Origin of the sequence: Rhodocaloribacter litoris (assembly GCF_011682235.2) — a bacterium.
GTDB classification, from domain to species: domain Bacteria; phylum Bacteroidota; class Rhodothermia; order Rhodothermales; family ISCAR-4553; genus Rhodocaloribacter; species Rhodocaloribacter litoris.
The window spans coordinates 352,243-372,082 of record NZ_CP076718.1 but is presented as its reverse complement, the minus strand read 5'-3'; the positions used below and the strand labels follow the sequence as shown (position 1 = coordinate 372,082).

Annotated in this window: 20 protein-coding genes; 11 read left to right on the top strand and 9 right to left on the bottom strand. The window is 67.5% G+C overall.

The genetic code is table 11. From position 1 onward, the window contains the following. Positions 1-21 precede the first annotated feature (21 nt). From GQ464_RS01475 to GQ464_RS01440, 8 genes are all read left to right on the top strand, one after another. The gene (locus GQ464_RS01475) at positions 22-699 is read left to right on the top strand and encodes a YiaD family glycine zipper/OmpA-like lipoprotein (RefSeq protein WP_166976580.1); all 678 of its coding nucleotides are present in this window, start codon (positions 22-24) and stop codon (positions 697-699) included. A gap of 108 nt (positions 700-807) precedes the next feature. Further along, entirely contained in the window at positions 808-1,212 is a 405-nt protein-coding gene (locus GQ464_RS01470; RefSeq protein WP_166976579.1) for a response regulator, read from the top strand. A gap of 379 nt (positions 1,213-1,591) precedes the next feature. Continuing rightward, the gene (locus GQ464_RS01465) at positions 1,592-2,056 is read left to right on the top strand and encodes a hypothetical protein (protein WP_228350499.1); all 465 of its coding nucleotides are present in this window, start codon (positions 1,592-1,594) and stop codon (positions 2,054-2,056) included. Between the two features lie 283 nt (positions 2,057-2,339). Then, entirely contained in the window at positions 2,340-2,792 is a 453-nt protein-coding gene (locus tag GQ464_RS01460; protein WP_228350498.1) for a hypothetical protein, read from the top strand. Between the two features lie 61 nt (positions 2,793-2,853). Then, entirely contained in the window at positions 2,854-3,345 is a 492-nt protein-coding gene (locus GQ464_RS01455; RefSeq protein WP_228350497.1) for a DUF305 domain-containing protein, read from the top strand. Positions 3,346-3,398: 53 nt separating this feature from the next. After that, positions 3,399-3,617, top strand: a complete 219-nt coding sequence (locus GQ464_RS01450; RefSeq protein ID WP_166976575.1) for a CsbD family protein — start codon at positions 3,399-3,401, stop codon at positions 3,615-3,617. A gap of 61 nt (positions 3,618-3,678) precedes the next feature. Continuing rightward, complete coding sequence (locus tag GQ464_RS01445) at positions 3,679-3,840, top strand: DUF1328 family protein (RefSeq protein ID WP_166976574.1); 162 nt, start codon at positions 3,679-3,681, stop codon at positions 3,838-3,840. A 47-nt stretch (positions 3,841-3,887) separates the two neighbouring features. Then, positions 3,888-4,577, top strand: a complete 690-nt coding sequence (locus GQ464_RS01440; RefSeq protein WP_166976573.1) for a sll1863 family stress response protein — start codon at positions 3,888-3,890, stop codon at positions 4,575-4,577. 155 nt (positions 4,578-4,732) lie between these two features. Here the strand turns inward: GQ464_RS01440 and GQ464_RS01435 are convergent, their stop codons facing one another. The 3 genes from GQ464_RS01435 to GQ464_RS01425 are packed head-to-tail and all read right to left on the bottom strand — an operon-like array spanning position 4,733 to position 8,413. Beyond that, a complete protein-coding gene (locus tag GQ464_RS01435) occupies positions 4,733-5,164 on the bottom strand; it encodes an acyl-CoA thioesterase (RefSeq protein WP_166976572.1) in 432 nt (143 codons plus the stop codon). 56 nt (positions 5,165-5,220) lie between these two features. Further along, a complete protein-coding gene (locus GQ464_RS01430; protein WP_166976571.1) occupies positions 5,221-6,246 on the bottom strand; it encodes an acetyl-CoA carboxylase carboxyltransferase subunit alpha in 1,026 nt (341 codons plus the stop codon). A 37-nt stretch (positions 6,247-6,283) separates the two neighbouring features. Continuing rightward, the gene (locus GQ464_RS01425; protein ID WP_166976570.1) at positions 6,284-8,413 is read right to left on the bottom strand and encodes a glycosyltransferase family 2 protein; all 2,130 of its coding nucleotides are present in this window, start codon (positions 8,411-8,413) and stop codon (positions 6,284-6,286) included. 193 nt (positions 8,414-8,606) lie between these two features. Here GQ464_RS01425 and GQ464_RS01420 point away from each other — a divergent pair, with 193 nt between their 5' ends. Then, on the top strand, positions 8,607-10,022 hold the full coding sequence (locus GQ464_RS01420; protein WP_228350496.1) for an MATE family efflux transporter: 1,416 nt from the start codon (positions 8,607-8,609) through the stop codon (positions 10,020-10,022). A gap of 11 nt (positions 10,023-10,033) precedes the next feature. Then, positions 10,034-10,942, top strand: a complete 909-nt coding sequence (locus GQ464_RS01415; RefSeq protein WP_166976568.1) for an NHL repeat-containing protein — start codon at positions 10,034-10,036, stop codon at positions 10,940-10,942. Positions 10,943-11,063: 121 nt separating this feature from the next. Here GQ464_RS01415 and GQ464_RS01410 read toward each other — a convergent pair whose 3' ends face one another. The 5 genes from GQ464_RS01410 to GQ464_RS01390 form a co-directional block, all read right to left on the bottom strand. Then, on the bottom strand, positions 11,064-12,371 hold the full coding sequence (locus tag GQ464_RS01410) for an acetyl-CoA hydrolase/transferase family protein (RefSeq protein ID WP_228350495.1): 1,308 nt from the start codon (positions 12,369-12,371) through the stop codon (positions 11,064-11,066). Positions 12,372-12,459: 88 nt separating this feature from the next. After that, the gene (locus tag GQ464_RS01405; RefSeq protein ID WP_228350494.1) at positions 12,460-13,641 is read right to left on the bottom strand and encodes an RNA-guided endonuclease TnpB family protein; all 1,182 of its coding nucleotides are present in this window, start codon (positions 13,639-13,641) and stop codon (positions 12,460-12,462) included. A 339-nt stretch (positions 13,642-13,980) separates the two neighbouring features. Continuing rightward, positions 13,981-15,957 carry a tetratricopeptide repeat protein gene (locus GQ464_RS01400; RefSeq protein WP_166981074.1) on the bottom strand — a complete coding sequence of 659 codons (1,977 nt, stop codon included), beginning with the start codon at positions 15,955-15,957 and terminating at the stop codon, positions 13,981-13,983. Positions 15,958-15,973: 16 nt separating this feature from the next. Continuing rightward, positions 15,974-16,528: a cob(I)yrinic acid a,c-diamide adenosyltransferase gene (locus GQ464_RS01395; RefSeq protein ID WP_166981072.1), complete on the bottom strand. Its 555-nt coding sequence runs from the start codon at positions 16,526-16,528 to the stop codon at positions 15,974-15,976. A 31-nt stretch (positions 16,529-16,559) separates the two neighbouring features. Continuing rightward, entirely contained in the window at positions 16,560-17,405 is an 846-nt protein-coding gene (locus GQ464_RS01390) for an ABC transporter ATP-binding protein (RefSeq protein WP_166981070.1), read from the bottom strand. 222 nt (positions 17,406-17,627) lie between these two features. On the opposite strand from GQ464_RS01390, the gene GQ464_RS01385 reads away from it, so the two are divergent. Next, the gene (locus GQ464_RS01385; RefSeq protein ID WP_166981068.1) at positions 17,628-18,125 is read left to right on the top strand and encodes a hypothetical protein; all 498 of its coding nucleotides are present in this window, start codon (positions 17,628-17,630) and stop codon (positions 18,123-18,125) included. Positions 18,126-18,134: 9 nt separating this feature from the next. On the opposite strand, the gene GQ464_RS01380 is transcribed toward GQ464_RS01385, so the two are convergent. Then, complete coding sequence (locus GQ464_RS01380; protein WP_166981066.1) at positions 18,135-19,778, bottom strand: N-acetylmuramoyl-L-alanine amidase; 1,644 nt, start codon at positions 19,776-19,778, stop codon at positions 18,135-18,137. Between the last annotated feature and the right edge of the window lie 62 nt (positions 19,779-19,840).

The window sequence follows — 19,840 nt, the reverse complement described above, 5'->3', positions numbered from 1 at the left end:
TGAATGCTCTGGAAATACGCCATGAAAACGCTTGTCTCTCTTTTCGCGAGCCTGTTGCTTCCCCTGCTCTTGTCGTGGATGGTCGTGGGAACGGCCGGATGCTCCAGCACCGGTAAAGGCGCCGCCATTGGCGCGGGAGCCGGGGCGGTCGTAGGCGGGGTCATCGGCAAGACCCAGGACAAGACGGCCGAGGGCGCCGTCATCGGAGCGGCGGTCGGAGGGGTCGCCGGGGCCATCATCGGCCGGCAGATGGACAAACAGGCCGAAGAACTGGAAAAAGAGCTCGAAAACGCGAACGTGGAACGCATCGGTGAAGGGATCGTGATCACGTTCGATGCAGCCATCCTTTTCGACGTGGACTCGGCCGTCCTTTCCGAGCAGGCACGCCGCAACCTGGACGAGCTCGCCGAAAGCCTGCATAAGTATCCTCAGACGGACGTGCTGATTGCGGGCCACACGGACAGCACGGGACCCGAAGACTACAACCTCGATCTTTCCGAGCGCCGGGCCCGCGCCGCCGCCGCTTACCTCATCGGCCGCGGCATCGACCCGAACCGCATCACCACGGTCGGGCATGGCGAGACGTTGCCGGTGGCCTCGAATGAGACCGCGGAGGGGCGACAGCAGAACCGCCGCGTCGAGGTCGCCCTCTTTGCCTCCGAAGCCTATCGCCAGCAGGTGATGGAGACGGCACATTGAGGGCCCGGGCCCGTGTAGGATGATTCCTGCAAAGGGACGTCCGGTATTCCTACGGAATCACTATCCCCTGCGTTCGTATCATGTGTTACATACAGGCCCTTTTTGAACATGGAAGCGCCCGTGGATCTGGTGGAGAAGCAGCAACTCAAAGTGGTGGTCAGCGATGATTCGGAGCACGTGCGCAGGCGCCTGATTCACCTCCTCGCGGAGCTGGACCATGTGGACGTCGTGGCCGAGACGGATACCGTGGCCTCGACGATCGATACGATCCAGGCCCTTCGCCCCGACGTCGTGATCCTCGACATCCACATGCCGGACGGAAGCGGAATACGGGCCCTCCGCGACATCAAGGCCACCCTGCCGGCGACGCAGGTCATCATGCTGACCAATCATGCCAACCCTTTCTATCAGAGGGCCTGTATGAAAGCCGGAGCCAGTTATTTTTTCGACAAGTCCACCGAGTTTGAACGGGTGAGCGAGGTGCTCCGCCAGATGTCCTCTTCTCAAACGTAGGGACACCGCGTTCCGGCCGCCGGCATGAGAAAGGGCCGTGGTGCCGGAAGGGCGTGCCGGTTCTCGTTCGGGCCGGTCTTCCATCCGTCGCCCGGCCCATTGCCATACTGCACGTCGGGCATTCAGGGCCTCTCGCTCGTCTCCTCGCGTAGGCTTTTTCCTACAACGATGCCCGGCATTACCCGACGTGCAGAGCCGCGCTATTCCGAAAGACGTATCCGATCTGTGCCTACGGAAATCAGGAGCTTCATGGTTTTACCTTTCGGGCACGATGCACCGACCTGCGGGGAGGTGATGTCTGTCCGTTTTCATCAGCCATCAACAGGGAATTACCATGACATATCGAGGTGTTTTTCTCGCATTGCGCTCGCGCGGGCAGTTGCTCGCCGTCCTGTTCTTCCTGACCGTGACCGCGCTGGCGTTGTGGCCGGCGGATGCCCGGGGACAGCGGCGTGCCGGTGCGGTGGGACTGGGGGCCCAGATCGGCGAACCCAGCGGGGTGTCCCTCATGGTCTACCGCCCGCGCGCGATGTCTTATGACTTTCTCGCCGCGTGGGATCTCGACGATTTCTTCTTTTTCAATGTTCACGGGCTCTATGAGCATCATCTGGATCGCCGTGAACAGGTTCATCTCTACTACGGTCCCGGTGTCTTCATCGGTTTTCGCGACCGCCCACGGGATCGGGACGACGAGACGGTCGCCGGGTTGAGCGGCCGGCTCGGCCTGGGTTTCCTGATCGATCGCTTCGAGATCTACGGGCAAATCACGCCGCGGCTGGCGGTGACCCCGGCCACGGATGGAGACATCGGGGGCGGGGTGGGCTTCCGTTTCTTTTTCGATTGAGGGGTTGCAACGCGTCTTGCAGGCCGCCGTGTTGCGGCCGGCCGTTCCGGCAACTCCACGCACCTTCGGGCCCGGCCCCACGAAGCAGGCCGGGCCTCTTTTTTTCCCGGTATCAAACCCTTTTGAGGTCGGGTGCCCCGGGGACGGCTTGCCGCGTTGCTGTGTAAGAATTGTCTTGCGTTCAGTCTTGGGTTTCTCTTACGGGATACGTCTCGGTGTGCTTACAGGCTCGTTCTTCCCACTGTGCTAGTTTGGATTCAGAAACAAGCTCTTATCCATGCTCATGCGCGCGATTCTTTCCTCCGCCGGCATCCTGGGCCTGCTGTTCCTGGCAGGAACCGTGGGACGCAACGGCCGGCCTGCTTCGGAGCCGGTTCCGCTGGCTCAACGCATCGAGACCCATCTCGACGCAGCCCACCGCCTCGTGGATCGCCTGGTGGCCGCCCGGGCGCACGGGCAGGCGGTTGACCCGGAGCTGCAGGCGCAGCTGGCGAGCCTGCATGCGCACTGTGACACCCTCCGGCAACGCCTCTCCGGTGCCGGCCGGGCGGCCATCGAGGTTCACACCCGTCTCCGGCTGCTGGAGCACCTGCACCGGCTCGAGCAGAAGATCGCGTGGCTGCGGGAGCAGCCCGTCCGGCACCCCGACCGGGTGACCGCTCGTGCGCCCGGCGTGTTGCCCGGACCCGCCGCCAGCCCGGAAAATAGAAATCAAACCCTGACCAGACATGCCTGATGCTTTCGACAGGAATTTGCCGCCGGATCATGGAAGTGGTTCATATGGGCGGTTCCTGGCCATGATCGCAACCGCCATGGTGGCCATGTACTTCCTCATGTATCTGAATTCCTACCAGATCGTGGACCACTTCTGGTTCAGCGAAACGCGCCTGTTCATGACGCTCATCATGGGTTCGGCCATGACGGTGATCATGCTCGCCTTCATGCTTTCCATGTACAGGCACCGGGGGCTCAACATCGCCCTCGTGGCCGGGGCCCTCCTGCTGGCCGTCACGGCGCTGGGGCTCGTCCGGAGCCAGGCGACCGTGGACGATGTCGACTTCATGGAAGGCATGATCCCCCACCATTCGATCGCCATCCTTACCAGCGAGCGAGCCCGCATTCAGGACCCGCGGGTCCGGCGGCTGGCTGACGAGATCATCCGGGCGCAGCGACGCGAGATCAAGGAGATGGAATGGCTGATCCGAGATATCCGTGCGCACGGCGTGGCCACCAGCCCGGCCGAAGCCGGCGCCCGGCCCGTGCCGGATTTCACCGGTACCCCGGAATAGAGAACCCCTCTGTTCCCTGACCACAACACACACACACCAAGCGGAGAACAACCATGGAAAACCCGAAAATGCAGGCCCTGAAAGGTAACTGGAAGCAGTTCGTGGGCAAGATCAAAGAGACCTGGGGTGACCTTACCGATGATGATCTGGACCGCTTCGAAGGGCGGATGGATCAGCTGGAGGGGTACATCCAGGAGAAAACCGGTGAGGAGCGAAGCGAGATCCGGCGCCGGATCGACCAGATCGCGGAGGAACTCAAGCGTCGCGTCTGAACGAGGCGACGCAGCACCTGCCCTTTTGACTCTTTGACACGCATAAAACCCCGACAGCGCCATGTTACGTCTCGCAATCATTTTCCTCATCGTCGCACTGGTGGCGGCCGTCCTGGGATTCGGCGGTATTGCCGGAGCAGCCGCCGGTATCGCGAAGATTCTCTTTTTCATCTTCCTCATCCTTTTTGTCGTCTCGCTGTTGTTCAGGAGACGTGTGGTCTGATCCACCCTTTCCCAAAACAAACTTTATGAACCGCCATGTTTATGCATATGAAAACCTTGCTGCTCGTAGGCTCGATAGGCCTGTTCCTGGGGCTTGTCGGGTGTACGGAGCAACAGGAGATCGAAATGGCTGAAACCCGGAACGACGTCGCACAGGAGGTGGCGGCCTTCCAGGAAGACTTCGAGCGTGAACTGCAAGAAGTGGACCGGCACCTTCAGGAGCTTTCGGCCCGTGTCGATGCGGCCGGTGAGGCCGCAGCCGGAGAACTCCGGGAGACGGTCGCGTCCCTGCGTGAAGAGCGTGAGGAACTGGCCCGCCAGCTGGATACCCTCGCGGATCACTCCGCCGAAGAGCTGGCGGCGACGCGCGACACGATGGAAAGACGGCTGATCGAGCTGGAAACCGAGCTGGAGCGGGCTCGCCTGATGGCCCATACGGAACGGGAAGCCTTCCTGCAGGCCGCGGAGGAATACGTGCGCGACCTGGACCAGCGGATTGCGCGGCTGGAGAGCCGGCTCGAAGGCCAGGCGGAGGCCGCCTCCGAAGCCTACCGTGATCGTCTGGCCGACCTGCGGGAAGCGCAGGCTGACCTGGAAGAAAAGGTGGCCCGGCTCTCGCATGCAACGCGCCAGGAGTTCGAAACGCTCCGCGACGAAGTGGCGGAAGACCTGGCTGACCTGGACCGGAAACTCCGTGAGACCGTCCACCGGATGGAAGAAGATCCGGGGGCGGTGTAACCGGAAACCAAGAGGTGGGGTTGAGAGGCTCCACCCATTGACATAGAGGACCGTTTCCGGGGGAAGTCCCTTCGAAGCGGAGGGGGCCGCATACGGCCGGGTATCCGGTGGTGTGCGGCCCCGCCTGTTTTCAGGGGTTCAGGCCGGCGGGCGGGTCAGGGGGCGATTCCGGTGGCGGCTAGGGCCCGTGCGAAGACTTCGGTGACGGCGGCCGGGGCCGGCACGGGGCGTTGCCGCGCGGTATCGAAGAAACAGAGTGTGACGTGACCGGTCACGAGCAGGTCCGGCTCGCCGGCCCGGCGCACCTCATAGTCGATGCGGACGCGCACGCGGGGCACGCCGCCGGCAAAGCGCGAGGTGATCTCCAGCAGGTCGTCGTAGCGGGCCGGGGCCCGGTACTGCACGGCCAGTTCTACCACGGGCATGACGATGCCGGCTGCTTCGAGTTCGCGGTAGGCGAGTCCCATCTCGCGCAGCGCCTCCGTCCGTGCCGCTTCGAAGTAGTCGAGGTAGTGGGTGTGGTAGACGAGGCCCATCGGGTCGCACTCGCGGTAGCGGACCCGGTGACGGTATCGGTGGACGAGCATGGAGACGAGGAAGCGGGATGGGGCTGCGTTCGCTTTTCGTGTGCCGGAAGGCCGGTTCAGGTTGGCTCGGCCTGGATCTGGGGGGGCGGGGCTTCTTCGAAGCGGCCCATGGCGTCGAACTTGGCCAGGCGGGCGTCGAGCAGGTCGGCCGGAGGGATCGGCTCCAGTTCGCCGAGGGCGCGGGCGATGGCTTCGCCGGTGTTTCGGAAGGTGGTCTCGGGATCGTGATGGGCGCCTCCGACGGGTTCGGGCACGATCTGGTCGATGAGGCCGACGGCCATGAGGTCCGAGGCGGTGAGTTTGAGGGCGCGGGCGGCTTCCTCTTTGTAGTCCCACGAGCGCCACAGGATCGAGGAGCAGCTCTCGGGCGAGATGACCGAGTACCAGGCGTTCTCGAGCATCAGGATGCGGTCCCCGACGCCGATGCCGAGGGCTCCGCCCGAGGCGCCCTCGCCGATGACGACGACGACGATGGGGACGGGCAGGCGGGCCATCTCGAAGAGGTTGCGGGCGATGGCTTCGGCCTGCCCGCGCTCTTCGGCTTCGATGCCGGGGAAAGCCCCGGGCGTGTCCAGCAGGCACACGATGGGCTTGCCGAACTTGGCCGCCAGGCGCATCAGCCGGAGCGCCTTGCGGTACCCTTCGGGGTTGGGCATGCCGAAGCGGCGGTACTTGCGGCTCTTCGTATCGCGCCCTTTCTGGTGGCCGACGACGAGGACGGTGCGGTCCCGGTAGCCGAAGCGCTTGCCGAGGAAGGTGCCGAAGCCGCCGACGATGGCCGGGTCGTCGCCGAAGAGCCGGTCCCCGTGCAGTTCGACGAAGCCGTCGGTGAGGGCTTCGATGTAGTCGAGCGTGTAGGGCCGCAACGGGTGCCGGGCGATCTGCACCCGCTGCCAGCGCGTCAGGTTGCGGTAGATCGACGTGCGGAGTTCGGCTACCCGGGCCTCCAGCTCCGCGATCTCGGCGGAGAGGTCCACGTCGGCCTCGGCGGCGTTGAAGGCGCGCATCTCGTTGAGCTTCTCTTCCAGCTCGTAGAGCGGCTTCTCGAACTCGAGCAGGTACTGGGAGGATGGCTTGGGCATGGGAACGTGCAGGGTCGGTGGGTAAGACGGTGACCGTTCAGGGGTGGCGGTGGGGGCGGCACAGGTGGCGGAGGGTGCGCAGCAGGATGTCCCAGTCGAGGGAGGCGGACTGATGGCTCACGTAAAACCAGAAGGCGTGGTTCCGTTCCCGGCGACTCGGCCGGGGGGTGCGGAGCGTTTCGGTGATGTCGAAGACGGCGGGGGAAAGGCCCCAGGCCCGGGGCGGGCGATAGCCGTTTTCGGGGCGGTAGCCGATGAGTGCCCGGCGCCCGGTGAGGACGGCGGGCAGTAGCCGGGTGCGCCCGGCCAGGCGGGCGGGGGCCGAGTCCGGCCCGGCGAGCCGGGCTGCCAGCCGGAGGAACGGATGCACGAGCAGCCCGAGCAGCGCGACGGGAATCTCGAATGCCCGGCGGGCCGCCCGCGTACGGGGCATGCGCAGCACCTGGTCCGCCTCGACGATCGGCGTCGAGAGGTCGTCGATGGAGGCTTTGCCGATGAGGTGCTCCCGGCCCGGTGCGAGCATGCGGAACTGCACGGGCAGGTCGCGCAGCTGTTGCATCAGGGTGAAGATGGTGCGGTGGGAGAGCCCCTCCTCGGCGAAGACGACGTCGTCCAGGCGGCGGAGGCGGATCAGGTCGCGCAGCTGGCGCAGGGTGCCGAGGCGGGGCGGGGCGCCCGCCGGCGCGTCGTCCCCCGCGTCGTCGGGCGGCACGTAGCCGGCCAGCTCGAACGGCGGGCTCGGATGGCCGGCCAGCATGCGCTGAAGCCGGTTCGCCTCGGTGGCCCGCCCCACGAGCACCGCACGGCGCAGGCCCGGACGGTCCCGCCGCAGCAGCCGCCGGGCCGACAGCACGGCCACCACCAGCGGGTAACCGGCCAGGACGACCATGCGCGAGAAGGCGATCTCTTTGACGAAGAAGGAGGCGGCCGACACCAGGAGCAGCCCCAGCGTGGCACCGGCCAGCACCGGGCGCAGGCGCCGCCGCCGGTGCCAGCGGTAGCCGCCGGCCAGGGCTATGCCTGCCACGGTGCCAAGGGCATAGCCGGGCGCCACCGACGCGAAGAACAGGGGGGCCAGGCCGGTGCCGAGCTGGGCCGCGCGAAGGTAGCCGAGCAGCGTCACCAGGGCGAACACCAGGGCAAAGTCGAGCAGCGGGGCGGCCAGGCGTCGCACGCCATCGGCCAGCACCGTCAACGCGGCGCGCAGCATGATGCCGGCCTGCAGCACGGCCGCAAACAGGCGCGAATACCGGTCCTGAAAATGTTTTCGGGTGAACAGGATCATCGCGCCGTAGAAGTGCCGCACGTAGCGCAGTTCGCCCCGCTTCGTGCACTCTCCCTTGTAATGGATGATCTGCGTCTCCGGGGTGTAGTAGATCTTCCATCCGGCCTGCTGGATCCGGAAGCACCAGTCGAGGTCTTCGCCGTACATGAAGAAGTCCTCATCGAAAAGGCCGGCCCCGTGCTCGCATTTCGGGTTGCCGTTCTCCGGGCGGGGTGCCGGCATCCGGTCCCTTCCGGCGGCTTCCCGGGCTTGCCGGGCGTAGTACAGGGCGGCGTGGCGTACGAGCATGCACGAGCCGCTGAGGGCGTCCACCTCGGCCACCTGATCTTCGGGCAGGTACGTCATGTTGTAGCGCCCGAAGCGGCGGCTGCGCGGGAAGAGCCGGCTCAGGCCGGTCATCCGGTAGAACGCCACGGCCGGGGTGGGAAAGGCGCGGCGGCTCTCCGGCGCGAACGTGCCGTCGGGGTTGAGGATGCGGCAACCGACGGCGCCGGCCTCCGGATGGGCTTCCATGAAACGCAGGAGCGTCACCAGCGTGTCCTCCTGCACAATGGTGTCCGGATTCAGAATGAGCAGATAACGCCCCCGGGCCATCCGGATGGCCTGGTTGTTCGCCCGCCCGAAGCCGACGTTCTCGTCGTTGGCGATCAGGTGCACCTCCGGGAAGGCCCGGCGGACCATCTCCACGGAGCCGTCCACCGAGTTGTTGTCCACCACGAAGACCTCCATCCGCAGGCCGGCGCCGGCCCGCATGACCGAGCGGAGAGCCTGTTCGAGGAACTCCCGTACGTTGTAGTTGACGATGATGACGGAGAGGTCGAGCAGGTCCACCGGTGCACCGGCGACGGAGGGGCGGGGGGCTATGCGGGAGGAAGATGCCATACGCACAAACTTACAAAACGCCGGGCATCGACGCGGGTTTTCCCGGAGAACGAACCGGCCGGAATGGGGTGCCCGAACGGCCTGTCAACATCCGGCGAAAACCGGGCCGGGACAGAACGCAACGAGCCGCCTTCCGTATACGTTTTCTCTTTGCTCGCAGGCCCTGTCTTTCCCTTTCGGAGGAGATTACAGGATGACGTTGCAGGCTCGGCACTACCGGGACGAGGTGCGACAGACCGTGACGCTGGCGTTGCCGGTGGTCCTGACGCAGCTGGCGCAGATCTCGATGGGCTTCATCGACACCGTGATGGTGGGGCGCCTGGGGCCGGCGGCGCTGGCCGGCGTGGCGCTGGGCAATGCCGTCTTCTTCATGTTTCTGATCGTCTGCATGGGCGTGACGATGGCCGTCGGGCCCATGGTGTCCCAGGCCTACGGCGCCGGGACGTACGAGCCCATCGGCCGGAGCGTACGCCAGGGGCTGTGGCTGGGACTCGTCCTGGCCGTACCGGCAACCGTGCTGTTGTGGCACATCGGCCCGGTGCTGCTCCTGGCCGGGCAGGACGCCGCCACGGCCGAACGGGCGCAGCGCTACCTGCGGGCTATCGCCTGGGGGTTTCTGCCGTTTCTCTGGTTTGTGGTGCTCCGGAGCTTCATCGAGGGCGTCTCCCGGCCCCGCCCGGTGACGGTCATCGCCTTCGCCGGGGTGGGGCTGAACGTGGCGGCCAACTACGTGCTCATGTTCGGCAAGCTCGGCTTCCCGGCCCTCGGGCTCGTCGGGACGGGATGGGCCAGCACCTTCGTCTACTGGATGATGTTCCTGCTCCTGCTGGGCTATACCGTGAGGCGGCACGACTTCCGGGTGTTTCGCCTCTTTGAACGGATCGGCCGGCCGGACGGGCAGTACTTTCGGGAGCTCTTTCGCATCGGCTGGCCCATCGGGGCGTCGATGGGCGTCGAGATGAGCCTGTTCATGATGGCGGTGATGATGATGGGCTGGATCTCGCCGGCTGCGCTGGCGGCCCACCAGGTGGCGATCCAGTGTGCCGCCTTCACGTTCATGGTGCCGCTGGGGATCGGCATGGCGGCGTCGGTCCGGGTGGGACAGGCGGCCGGGCGCGGCGATGCCGGCGGGGTGCGCCGGGCCGGCGTCGTGGCCGTCGGCCTGGCCGCGCTTTTCATGCTGGGCGCGGCGCTCGTCTTCTGGACGGCCCCCCGGGCCGTCGTCTCGCTCTACCTGGATCTCGACGACCCGGCCAACGCCGAGGTGATACGCCTGGCCGTCTCCCTGCTGGGTATCGCCGCGGTCTTTCAGGTCTTCGACGGGGTGCAGGTGTCGGCCATCGGGGCCCTGCGCGGGCTGAAGGACACCCGGGTGCCCCTGCTCATCGGCATGCTCGCCTACTGGCTGATCGGCGTGACGAGCAGCTACGTCCTCGGTTTTCCGGCCGGTTTCGGTGCGGCCGGGCTCTGGTGGGGGCTGGTGCTCGGCCTGGCCGCCGCCGCGGCGCTGCTCTCGTGGCGGTTCCACCGGCAGTCCCGCCCCGGTCGCCTCGGTGCCGGGGTGCCCGCCGGAGCCGCCGTCGAGCCCGTTCCCCTTCAGCTTGACTGACCCTCGCCGCCATGTATCGCATCCTTGCGCTCGTCCTGCTGGCGGGGCCCGCCTCCGGATGGGCCCAGCCGGCCGACACGACCGTCACGGCGGCCGTCGAGCTGGCCCGCTTCGAGGACGCGCGGGCCCTGGCGATCGACCCCACCGGGCTGCTCTACGTCGCCGACGCCGGGCAGGGCGCGGTGCTGCGGCTCGACGCCGGCGGGCGCCTGCTGGCGGCACTCGGCGGCCCCGGCACCGGCGAAGGACGCTTCGACGAACCCGCCGACATCGACCCGACGAACGGGCTCATCCTGGTCGTCGCCGACGCCGGCAACGGACGCCTCCAGCGCTTCTCACGCGACTTTCTCCTGCTCGAATCCATTCCCGTGGGCGACGAGGGCACCGCCGGCCGCACCGCCTCGTCCTCGTTCCTGGCCCGCGACAGCGAGGTGACCGACCGGGCCGCCGGGCGGCCCGTCGCCGTCGTCACCTCGGAGGCGCAGGAACTCTTTGCGGTCGATGCACGGCGCAAGGTCGTCGTGCAATGGGACCGCAACCGCCGCTTCGTCCGCCTCATCGGAGATCAGGAGCCGGGGTTGCTCCTCGAACCGGTGGCCCTGGCCGCAGACGCCCGCAGCCTGTATGTGGCCGACCGCGCGCGGGCCGCGGTGGTCGTCTACGATCCGTTCGGCGGCTTCGTGCGGATGCTCGCCGAAGGCCGCGCCCGCGACGTGCGGGCCGTCACAACCGCCGGGGAGCGGGTCGTGATCGTCTTGCCCGAACGCCTGCTCGTCTACGACGCGAGCGGCCGGCTCGAACGGGTGATCGACGTGCACCTCGGGGCGCCCCTCGTCGACGTGGCCTTCCGGGGCGAGACGGCCTACCTGTTGACCCCCGCCCGCCTGTTCCGCGCCGGCGGGCTGTTGCCGGCCCGGTGAGGGGGCGCCGGCGCAGGGCAAGCATCGTGTCATACCGTTTCTGCGAATACAACGTGCACGCTACGGCTGGTCCAGGCCTCCGACCACCGATCCCATGCACGGGCGTTTCGTAGAGCAGGGCTCAGGCGTCCCGGGCCGGCGGGGGCTCCCCGCACCAGTGCAGGTTCTTGAGGCGGTGGAAGGCCTCCCTTTCGAGCGCCTCGCGGTGGTCCGGATGGGCGATCTCGATGAGCGCACGGGCCCGCTGCCGCAGGTTCTTGCCGTACAGGTTGGCCACCCCGTATTCCGTCACCACGTAGTGCACGTGCGCCCGTGTCGTGACGACGCCGGCCCCCTGCTTCAGGTACGGCACGATGCGTGAGATGCCGTTTTTCGTCGTGGAGGGCAGGGCAATGATGGGCTTGCCGCCTTCGGAGAGGGAGGCGCCCCGGATGAAGTCCATCTGCCCGCCGACTCCCGAGTAGAGGCGCGTGCCGATGGAGTCGGCGCAGACCTGGCCCGTCAGGTCCACCTCGATGGCGCTGTTGATGGCCGTCACCTTCGGATTGCGGCGGATGACGGCCGTGTCGTTGACGTAGGCCACGTCGAGCATGGCCACCTGCGGGTTGTCGTCCACGAAGTCGTAGAGGCGCCGCGTGCCGATCAGGAAGCTGCTGACGATCTTGCCCGGGTGCCGGGTCTTGCGGGCGTTGGTGATCACCCCCTTTTCGACGAGATCGATGACGCCGTCCGAGAACATCTCGGTGTGGACCCCCAGGTCCCGGTGGTTGCCGAGGGCGGCCAGGACGGCATCCGGGATGGCGCCGATACCCATCTGGAGCGTCGCGCCGTCTTCGACGAGCGCCGCGCAGTGCCGCCCGATGGCCCGCTCGATCTCGGTCAGCGGCGCCGGTGCGTGCTCGGGCAGCGGGTCGTCCACTTCGACGGCGAAGTCGATGTCGTCCACGTGTACGATGCCGTCCCCGTGCGTGCGCGGCATGTTCGGGTTGACCTGGGCCACGACGAACCGCGCCGTTTCCACGGCTGCCCGGGAGGCGTCGACGGAGACGCCCAGCGAGCAGAAACCGTGGCGATCCGGCGGGGAGACCTGCACCAGCGCCACGTCGAGCGGCAGGATGCCGCGCCGGAACAGGGCCGGCACCTCGCTCAGGAAGACGGGCACGTAGTCGGCACAGCCCTCGGCCACGGCCGCCCGGACGTTGGCGCCGATGAAGAGGGCGTTCGTGAAGACACGGCCGGCGTATGCAGGCGCGGCGTACGGCGCCGGTCCTTCGGTGTGCAGGTGGATCACTTCCACGTCCCGGAGCGAGCGGGCCCGCTCCGCCAGCGCCGCTACGAGCCGTTGCGGTGCGGCCGCCGCGGTGTGAACGAACACCCGGTGACCCGACGCGACGACGGAGACGGCTTCCTCTGCGGAAAGGATTTTCATGATGATCTTGCGGAATGGTTGAGCCTCCCCCGCTTGAAAGCGGGAGATTCCTGCTTCATCGACCGATGCCATGCAACTGAATAGGCGATCATACATCGCCTGCTGCTCTGGTCTTACTCAGATCTCCACAGGCTGCCACGGTCGCTCCGACCGCCAGAATGTTCTTCGCCGCGTTCTCGTCGCGGTCGTGTTCGGTACTGCATTCCTCGCAGGTCCAGCGGCGCACGGCGAGCGGCATTTCGGCCCGGATGTGCCCGCACGCGCTACAGCGTTTACTGCTTGGAAACCAGCGATCTACCTTGATGAGCGTACGCCCGTACCACGCGCACTTGTATTCGAGCTGACGTACGATCTCGCCCCAACTCGCCCCCGATATGGAGCGAGCAAGGGTGCGATTCTTCAGCATATTCTTCACCGCAAGGCTCTCGACAGCGATCACGTCGTGGTTCTTGACGAGATCGGTCGTGAGCTTGTGGATGAAGTCGTTTCGCTGATCGGCAATGCGGGTGTGGAGCTTCGCCACTTTTCGGCGCTGCTTTTCCCAGTTGTTGCTCCCTTTCTGCTTCCGGCTGAGAGCTTTCTGCGCCCGACGCAGACGGCGATACGCTCTGCGGAGGTGCCTGGGGTTGCCGCTGCGGAAACCGTCAGAGGTCACAACCACGTCATTGAGCCCGAGATCGACGCCGACGCTCTTGCCTGTCTTTCCGCCCGGATCGGCGGACGGCAGCGGCTCTACCTCGCAACGGCAGTGCAGGCAGACGTGGTATCTTCCAGACGGATCGAGCGTCACCGTCACCTTGACGACCTCGCCCTCCGGCTTCCGGCTCCATCGGATCTTGAGCGGCGTCTTCTGCTTCGCCAGCGTGAGCGTCATCGCTTCGGGGTCGAAGCGGAAGGCGCTGCTGGCGTAGGTCGCCGACTGCGTTCCACGTTTGCGCTTGAAGGAGGGGTAGCCGCTCCGACCCTCGAAGAAGTTCGTGAAGGCACGTTCGCGGCGCGTACACGCCGCGAGGTTGCGAAGCGATTGCTGAAGTACGACGCTGGATACCTCGCCGAGCCACCGTGTTTCTTCCTGCTTCTTAATCTGCGTCAGTTCGACGGCGAGGCTGTTGTAGGTGAGGCTTTTGCCCTCGCCGTGGTAGGCGTTGGTTCTACGCTCCAGCCCCCAGTTGTATACCCAGCGGGCACAGCCGAACGTTCGGGCAAGGTTGTCCCTTTGCTCGGCATTGGGGTAGGCGCGGTAACGATATGTTCGTATCACCTCGGGCATAGTTACACGCACCCCTATTATGTGCGTAAGGTTCCCCTTCGGTCGTGCCGCCGTCTACAGACGGCGGAGAACTCCCTCACGGGAAGCGGAGGGGCTCCAGGGGCGATGTACCATCGCCTTATCCCCGGCTTGAAAGCGCGGGGTTTTGTCCACCCCTCCACACCTCCCCAATCTCTATAAAGAGCCGGTGCCAAGCTAACGGGGAAGGAGAGGGGAGGATGTAGGGGTTTCCCCGATGGGTTCGTGAGCTTTGTGTTGAGGGAGCGGGGCGCGGGGAAAGGGTGCCGGGCCGGATGGTGCGGGAGGTGCCGCCGGGAACCATCCGGGCGCCGCGGGCGGTCAGTGCGGCACGGCGGCGGAGAGCCCGTCGAGGAGGGTCCGTGCGGCGGCATGGTCGGGGTGGCGCGCCAGCAGGTGTTCGAGCACCGCACGGGCCGCCGGCACCCGGCCCCGGGCCACATAGGCCCGGGCGAGCTGGTACAGCAGCAGCGGGTTATCCGGATCGAGAGCCCGGCCCCGCTCCAGGTGCTCGACGGCCGCGTCGAGTTCTCCCCGGACCAGCCGGAGCGTGCCGATCATGTAGTGTACCCCGGCCGAGGGCCGCCGCTCGTGCGCCGCCTCGAAGTAGGCGAGGGCCTCGTCGTACCGTCCCTGGCGGACGAGGAGGTCGCCGGCGGTGGCATACGCTTCCGGGAGGAAGGGGTACTGCTGGATGACGGCGAGTGCGGCGCGCAGGGCCCCGTGGAGGTTCCCCTGTTCGACGTAGTGCGCCTGGAGGCGGTTCATGGCCTCCATCCAGTTGATCTCCCTGCGGAAAAGAGCCAGCGCAATGGCCTCAACCGGGTTCGTCGCGCGGAGGGTGTCCAGCGACCGGTCGACGGTGCCGGGGGGACGGAAGGGCCAGCTGCCGGTGAGTTGCCGCACCCGGTAGACCCCGTAGAGGGAGTCGACGGGGGTCAGGAGGACCTCGGCGCGGGCGACCCGGGCCGGGATCGTGTGGTGCCAGGGGCCGATCAGCCCGGCCTGGTGCAGGGCTTCGTAGAAGGCGTCGGCGATGAGGAAGTAGCCGTCCACGTTGGGGTGGAGGTGTTCGAGCATCAGGTCGTCCCCGATGATGCCGTTGCGGGCGGCCCGGGCCAGCGCCGCCTGCGTTTCGACGACGACGGCGCCGGCCCGGGCGGCTTCTTCCCGGATGATCTGGTTGATTGCTTCGGGCGCCCGGAAACGAAGCCGGTCCCGGTCCTTGGCGGCCAGGTAGGCGGCGCGGGCCTCCGCGTGGCGTCCCATCGCCTCGAGGGTGCGGGCCCGGTCGAAGAAGGCGTCGGCAGAGAGGCTGTCCAGGCGGAGGGCGGCGTCGAAGGCGGCGAGGGCGGCCTCGAAGCGGCCCGCCCGCAGGTGGACCTGCCCTTCCCGGTAGTGTGCCTGCCAGGCGGCGGTGTCGGTCTTCGGGGCGAGGCCGCTCGAGAACGGCCGGTGCGCCCGTTCGTTGCTGGCCACGGTGCCGATGAAGACGGGCACACCGTGCGCCCGGTACGTCGCCAGGAGGTCCCGGAGGTTGCCGCGGAACTGCTCGAGCCCCTGCCGGTAGAGCGCCGAGCCGTAGGGGATGATCTGCTCGCGCACCATGCGTTCCATGAGGGTGGCCCCGGGCGGCGACCCGGCCCGGCGCCCGCTCAGCAGCCCCGCGGCCCTGGCCAGCAGGGCCCGCAGGGCCTGTACCACCCGCAGGTGCTGGAGGCGCAGGTAGGTGTTCACCAGCCACCGCATACGTCCCAGCGATTCCGCCGATCCGACCCCGAGGGCGCCGTAGTATTCGTTGTGCCCGGCATAGATGAGCACGGCGTCCGGCTGCCGGGCAAGGATCTCGCCGGCCAGGTCGAGGAGGGTGTAGGAGTTGACCGCCGCCATCGCCGTGTTGACGACCTCGATGGGGCGGTCGGGGAAGGTCTGTTGCAGCCGTTGCTGGAGCATGCGCGAGAAGCTGCCGCCGTAGTAATAGGGATAGCCGGCGGCGCTCGAACCGCCCTGCACGAAGATGCGGAACGCCGTGCTGTCCTTCCGTGCCTTGAAGGCGTCGCTGATCCCGGTGGGCAGGGAGGCTTCCCGGGCGAAGTAGCGGCGTGCCACCTCGCGGTTCTGATACAGGTAGTCCTCGTAGCCGGGTACCGGGACGAAGAGGGGATAGGAGCTGCCGTAGCCTGCGAGCCGGAGCGTCCCTTCGAGCAGCCCGAAGAAGAGCAGCGGCAGCGCCAGCATCAGGGCCGTGAAGGCGTGGCGCTTGCCAGGGGAAAGGCGGGGTTCGGACGAGGCGGGCATGGGCAAACGTGCGGCATCAGGCGGGCTTCCATACGGCCTCGGACAGGCCGGCCTGGTGATTGACCCACCGGGCGGCCACGAAGAGAAAGTCGGAGAGGCGGTTGAGGTAGACGACGGCGTGCGGGTTGGTGGGCTCGGCACCGGCCAGTTCGACGGTCCGGCGCTCCGCCCGGCGGCAGACGGTCCGGGCCACATGGAGGGCGGCCGCGGCGGGCGTGCCTCCGGGCAGGATGAAGTGCTTCAGCGGGGGCAGCTCGGTGTCGAAGTCGTCGATGGCGGTTTCCAGGCGCCGGATGTGGGTCGCCTGGATGCGTGGGACCACGGGCCGGGCATCGCCGGGTGTGGCCAGGTCGGCCCCGAGTTCGAACAGCTCGGCCTGGATGCGGGCCAGGACGGGGTCGAGCCGTTCATGGCCGGGCCGGCCGGTGAGCTGTGCCCGCGCCGCCCCGATGAAGCTGTTGGTCTCGTCTACGGTGCCATAGGCCTCGATGCGCGGGTGGTTTTTCTGCACCCGGCCGCCGCCGAAGAGGGCGGTGTCGCCGGCGTCACCGGTGCGGGTGTAAATTTTCATGGGCTGCAAACGTGCGGGTATGCGAGGGCGGTTAGTGCGATGACGGGGGCGTAGGGGCGACCGGGTGGGGCCGGCCGGTACCGTTCCCGGCGCGCGTGCACGCGGCGAGGGGACCCACGTAGTGGATGCGGAGGCTGCCGTCTTCGGCAGGGTACAGCCGGGCTTCCATGCGGAAAACCCCGGCGATGAGGTCGGCCGTGAGCACCCGGGCGGGGGGACCGGCGGCAGCCAGACGGCCCCGGTCCAGCACCAGGATGCGGTCGGCGAAGCGGGCGGCCAGCTCGAGGTCGTGGAAGGCGGCGATCACGGTGCAGCCGGCCCGGACCAGGCCCCGCACGTGGTCGATGAACTCGAACTGGTGGTGCACGTCCAGATGGGCGGTGGGCTCGTCGAGCAGGAGCAGCTCGGCCTCCTGCACGAGCGCCTGCGCCAGAAAGACGCGCTGCTGCTCACCGCCGCTGAGTGAGAGCATGGAACGTTTTTCGAAACCGGCGAGGTCGACGCGGGCCAGCGCCCGGCGGACGCGCTCCCGGTCGGCCCGGGTATCGGTTTCCAGCCAGCCTTTGTGCGGCGCCCGCCCCAGCAGGACGAGCTCCTCCACGGTGAAGTCGAACAGGAGCGACGCCGACTGCCGGACGAAGGCGAGATGGCGAGCCAGCGCCTGTGGCTTCCAGGCCCGCACCTCCCGGCCGAGCACCCGGAGCGTCCCCGCATACGGCAAGAGCCCGCCGATGGCGCGGAGCAGCGTCGTTTTACCGCTGCCGTTCGGCCCGAGCAACCCCACCCACGTCCCCGCCTCGACCGTGAAGCCGAGCTCCCGGAGGACGGGTTTCCCGTCGAGGACGACGCTCAGGTTTTCGGCAACGAGGGCGGGCATGGTTGCGTCCGCGGTAGGAGGTGTGGAGTACGTAAGGGGTGGAGGGGCCGGTGGCTCTTCACGCGGGATTTCGGGGTTCCGGTCTCGAGCTTCTTCCCTGAAACCCGGAACCGTTTCTTCCTTTCCGCTGTGCCCCTGTACACGCCACGGGCGCCGGGGGAACGCGGGAGGGCGCCTGTCGGTTCTCCCCGCCTCGATACCGTCAGGGAAATCGGAGAAGCCATGAACCGGATCGCGTGCGGGCTGGTGCTCGTGTTCTTGGGGGGAGGGCTTGCGGCCTGCGACACGCAGCGGGACGAACAGGAAGCCTTCGTCGCGATGGCGGAGCGGTCGCCGGAGGGTTTTGCCCGCACCGATGCCGCCGGCAACATCCTCCAGGACGATCCCGACGACTGGCGCACCGCCCCGTTCTTCGCCGGCAAGATCAGCTTTCGGCCCCCGTATCCGAACCCGACCCGGGGCGAGCCGGTGACGTTGCCCTTCGTCACGCTCGAGTTCAACGCCGTCTCGAACCGGATGGTGCTTCGCACGCGGGACCCCGCCGACCCGCGCCGGCTGCTGTTGCTGGCCGAGGTCAACAACGCGGCCGAGACCGGCGGGCACGAGTTCCGCTTCTCGCCCATCCAGATCGGCGTCACCGGGCTGCACCGTCTCTTCGTCTTCGATGCCACCGGCGAGCTGGTCACCTACGGGGACGTGATGCTCGAAGGGGGTGGCTGAGGGCCCGGATCAGCGCACCAGGACAAGCGTGCCGGTCCGGTCGAAGTCGAGGCCGGAGAAACCCTCGACGCGCAGGCGGTAGAAGTAGGTACCGGCCGGCAGGCCGGCGGCGTCGAAGGGGACCGTGTACCATTGCCCGCTGCGCTGGTAGGCCTCGACGAGGGTGCGGACCTCGCGCCCGGTGGCGTCGTAGACGTGGAGCCGGACGATGCCGTCCCGTTCGAGGTAATAGCGGATCGTCGTGCGCCGGTGGAACGGGTTGGGAAAACCCTGGGCGAGTACGTACAGTGCCGCCGGGGCCTCCACCGTGACCTCGGTCGTTGCCAGCAACTGCTCGCGTCCGGTGGCGCTCCGGGCGTAGAGTTCATACCGGACCGGGCCCGGCTTCGTCACCCCGGCGTCGGCATACAGGCCCGGCGCCGCGCCTTCTCCTTCCGTCACCACCGTGGTGATGCCGCCGCTGGTGCGCTCGATGCGATAACCCGCGATGCCCGGAGCCTCGATGAATTCCCAGGAGAGACGGACCACCCCGTCCGCATCCACCGTCGCCGCCATGACGGCCTGGCCGAGCGGTTCGTTGCCGGTCAGGAGCAGGTGGGCCACGTCTTCGCGCAGGGAGGGCAGGAGCACATAGTTGTTGTCCCCGGGGCAGGCCGTGCTCGAGAAGTCGCGGTGGCCCCGGATGAGTTCGGGCGCCACGCCGTAGCGCTCGCTCAGAAAAGCGAACAGGACGACGTACGTTTCGAGGGCTTCCGGCGTGATGACCTCCTGGCAGAACGACCCTTCCGGCGGGTGGTAGCAGCCCAGGAGCGAGACGCCGATGTTGCCGGTGTTGTGGCCGCCCACGTGGGCGCCGAGTGCCAGCGCCGGCACCTCCTCCAGCGAGGTGGCGTCGTCGAGGAAGGGGCGTCCCTGATACAGATGCCCGCCCCGGTCGATGAGGAACTGGTAGCCGATGTCGCTCCAGCCCCGGACGTTCTGGTGCAGGTCCTGGATGGCCTTCACCTGCCGGATGCCTTCCTCTTTCGTCGTGGCCGAGTAGCCGGCGGCGTGGTGGAAGGTCATGTATTCGTAGCCGTTCGGCGCCAGCGGTGAGGGGGTGCCCCGGAACGGCGCGGCGCCCCACTCGGCCCGGGTGATGAGCGGCGGGGGAATGATGTGGCCCGCCTTCTTGCCGTGGTGCGGGACGACCCCGCCCGGCGCCTGCCGGTCCTCGTCGTTGCGGTTGTCGAAGACGCCGGCGCCGACGAGGTGGAAGGCCGTGCCCGCCGCATACGCGAAGCGCAACTCGAACCGGAGGCCGCTGCGGTAGACCTCATCCCGGTAGCCGCCGGCGAACGTCCCGTCCGTGGCCGACCGGATGAGGCGCATCGGCCGCCAGGCACCCCAGCCGCCGCGCTCCTCGAAGCGGATCCAGCCCTGCACGTCCGGATCGCTCGCATAGCCCTGCACCACGACGCCGTTGAAGGGCTCCTCCACGGCCGGCGACGCGGTCGTCAGCGTGGCCCGCTTGCCGGCCACCACGGGATCGGCAGGGGACAGCGGGACCGTGCGCTCGGTCAGGTCGTGCAGGATCTGTCCCGTCGCCGGAGACGCCGCGACGGTCGCGAAGGCCAGCAGGAGAAGGAAGGAAGGCAGAAGCCGTTTCGACATGGATGGCTGGATGAGGGGATAAGGGGGATGCGTCTCGGGTTTCAACGCGCAGCGTTTAACGT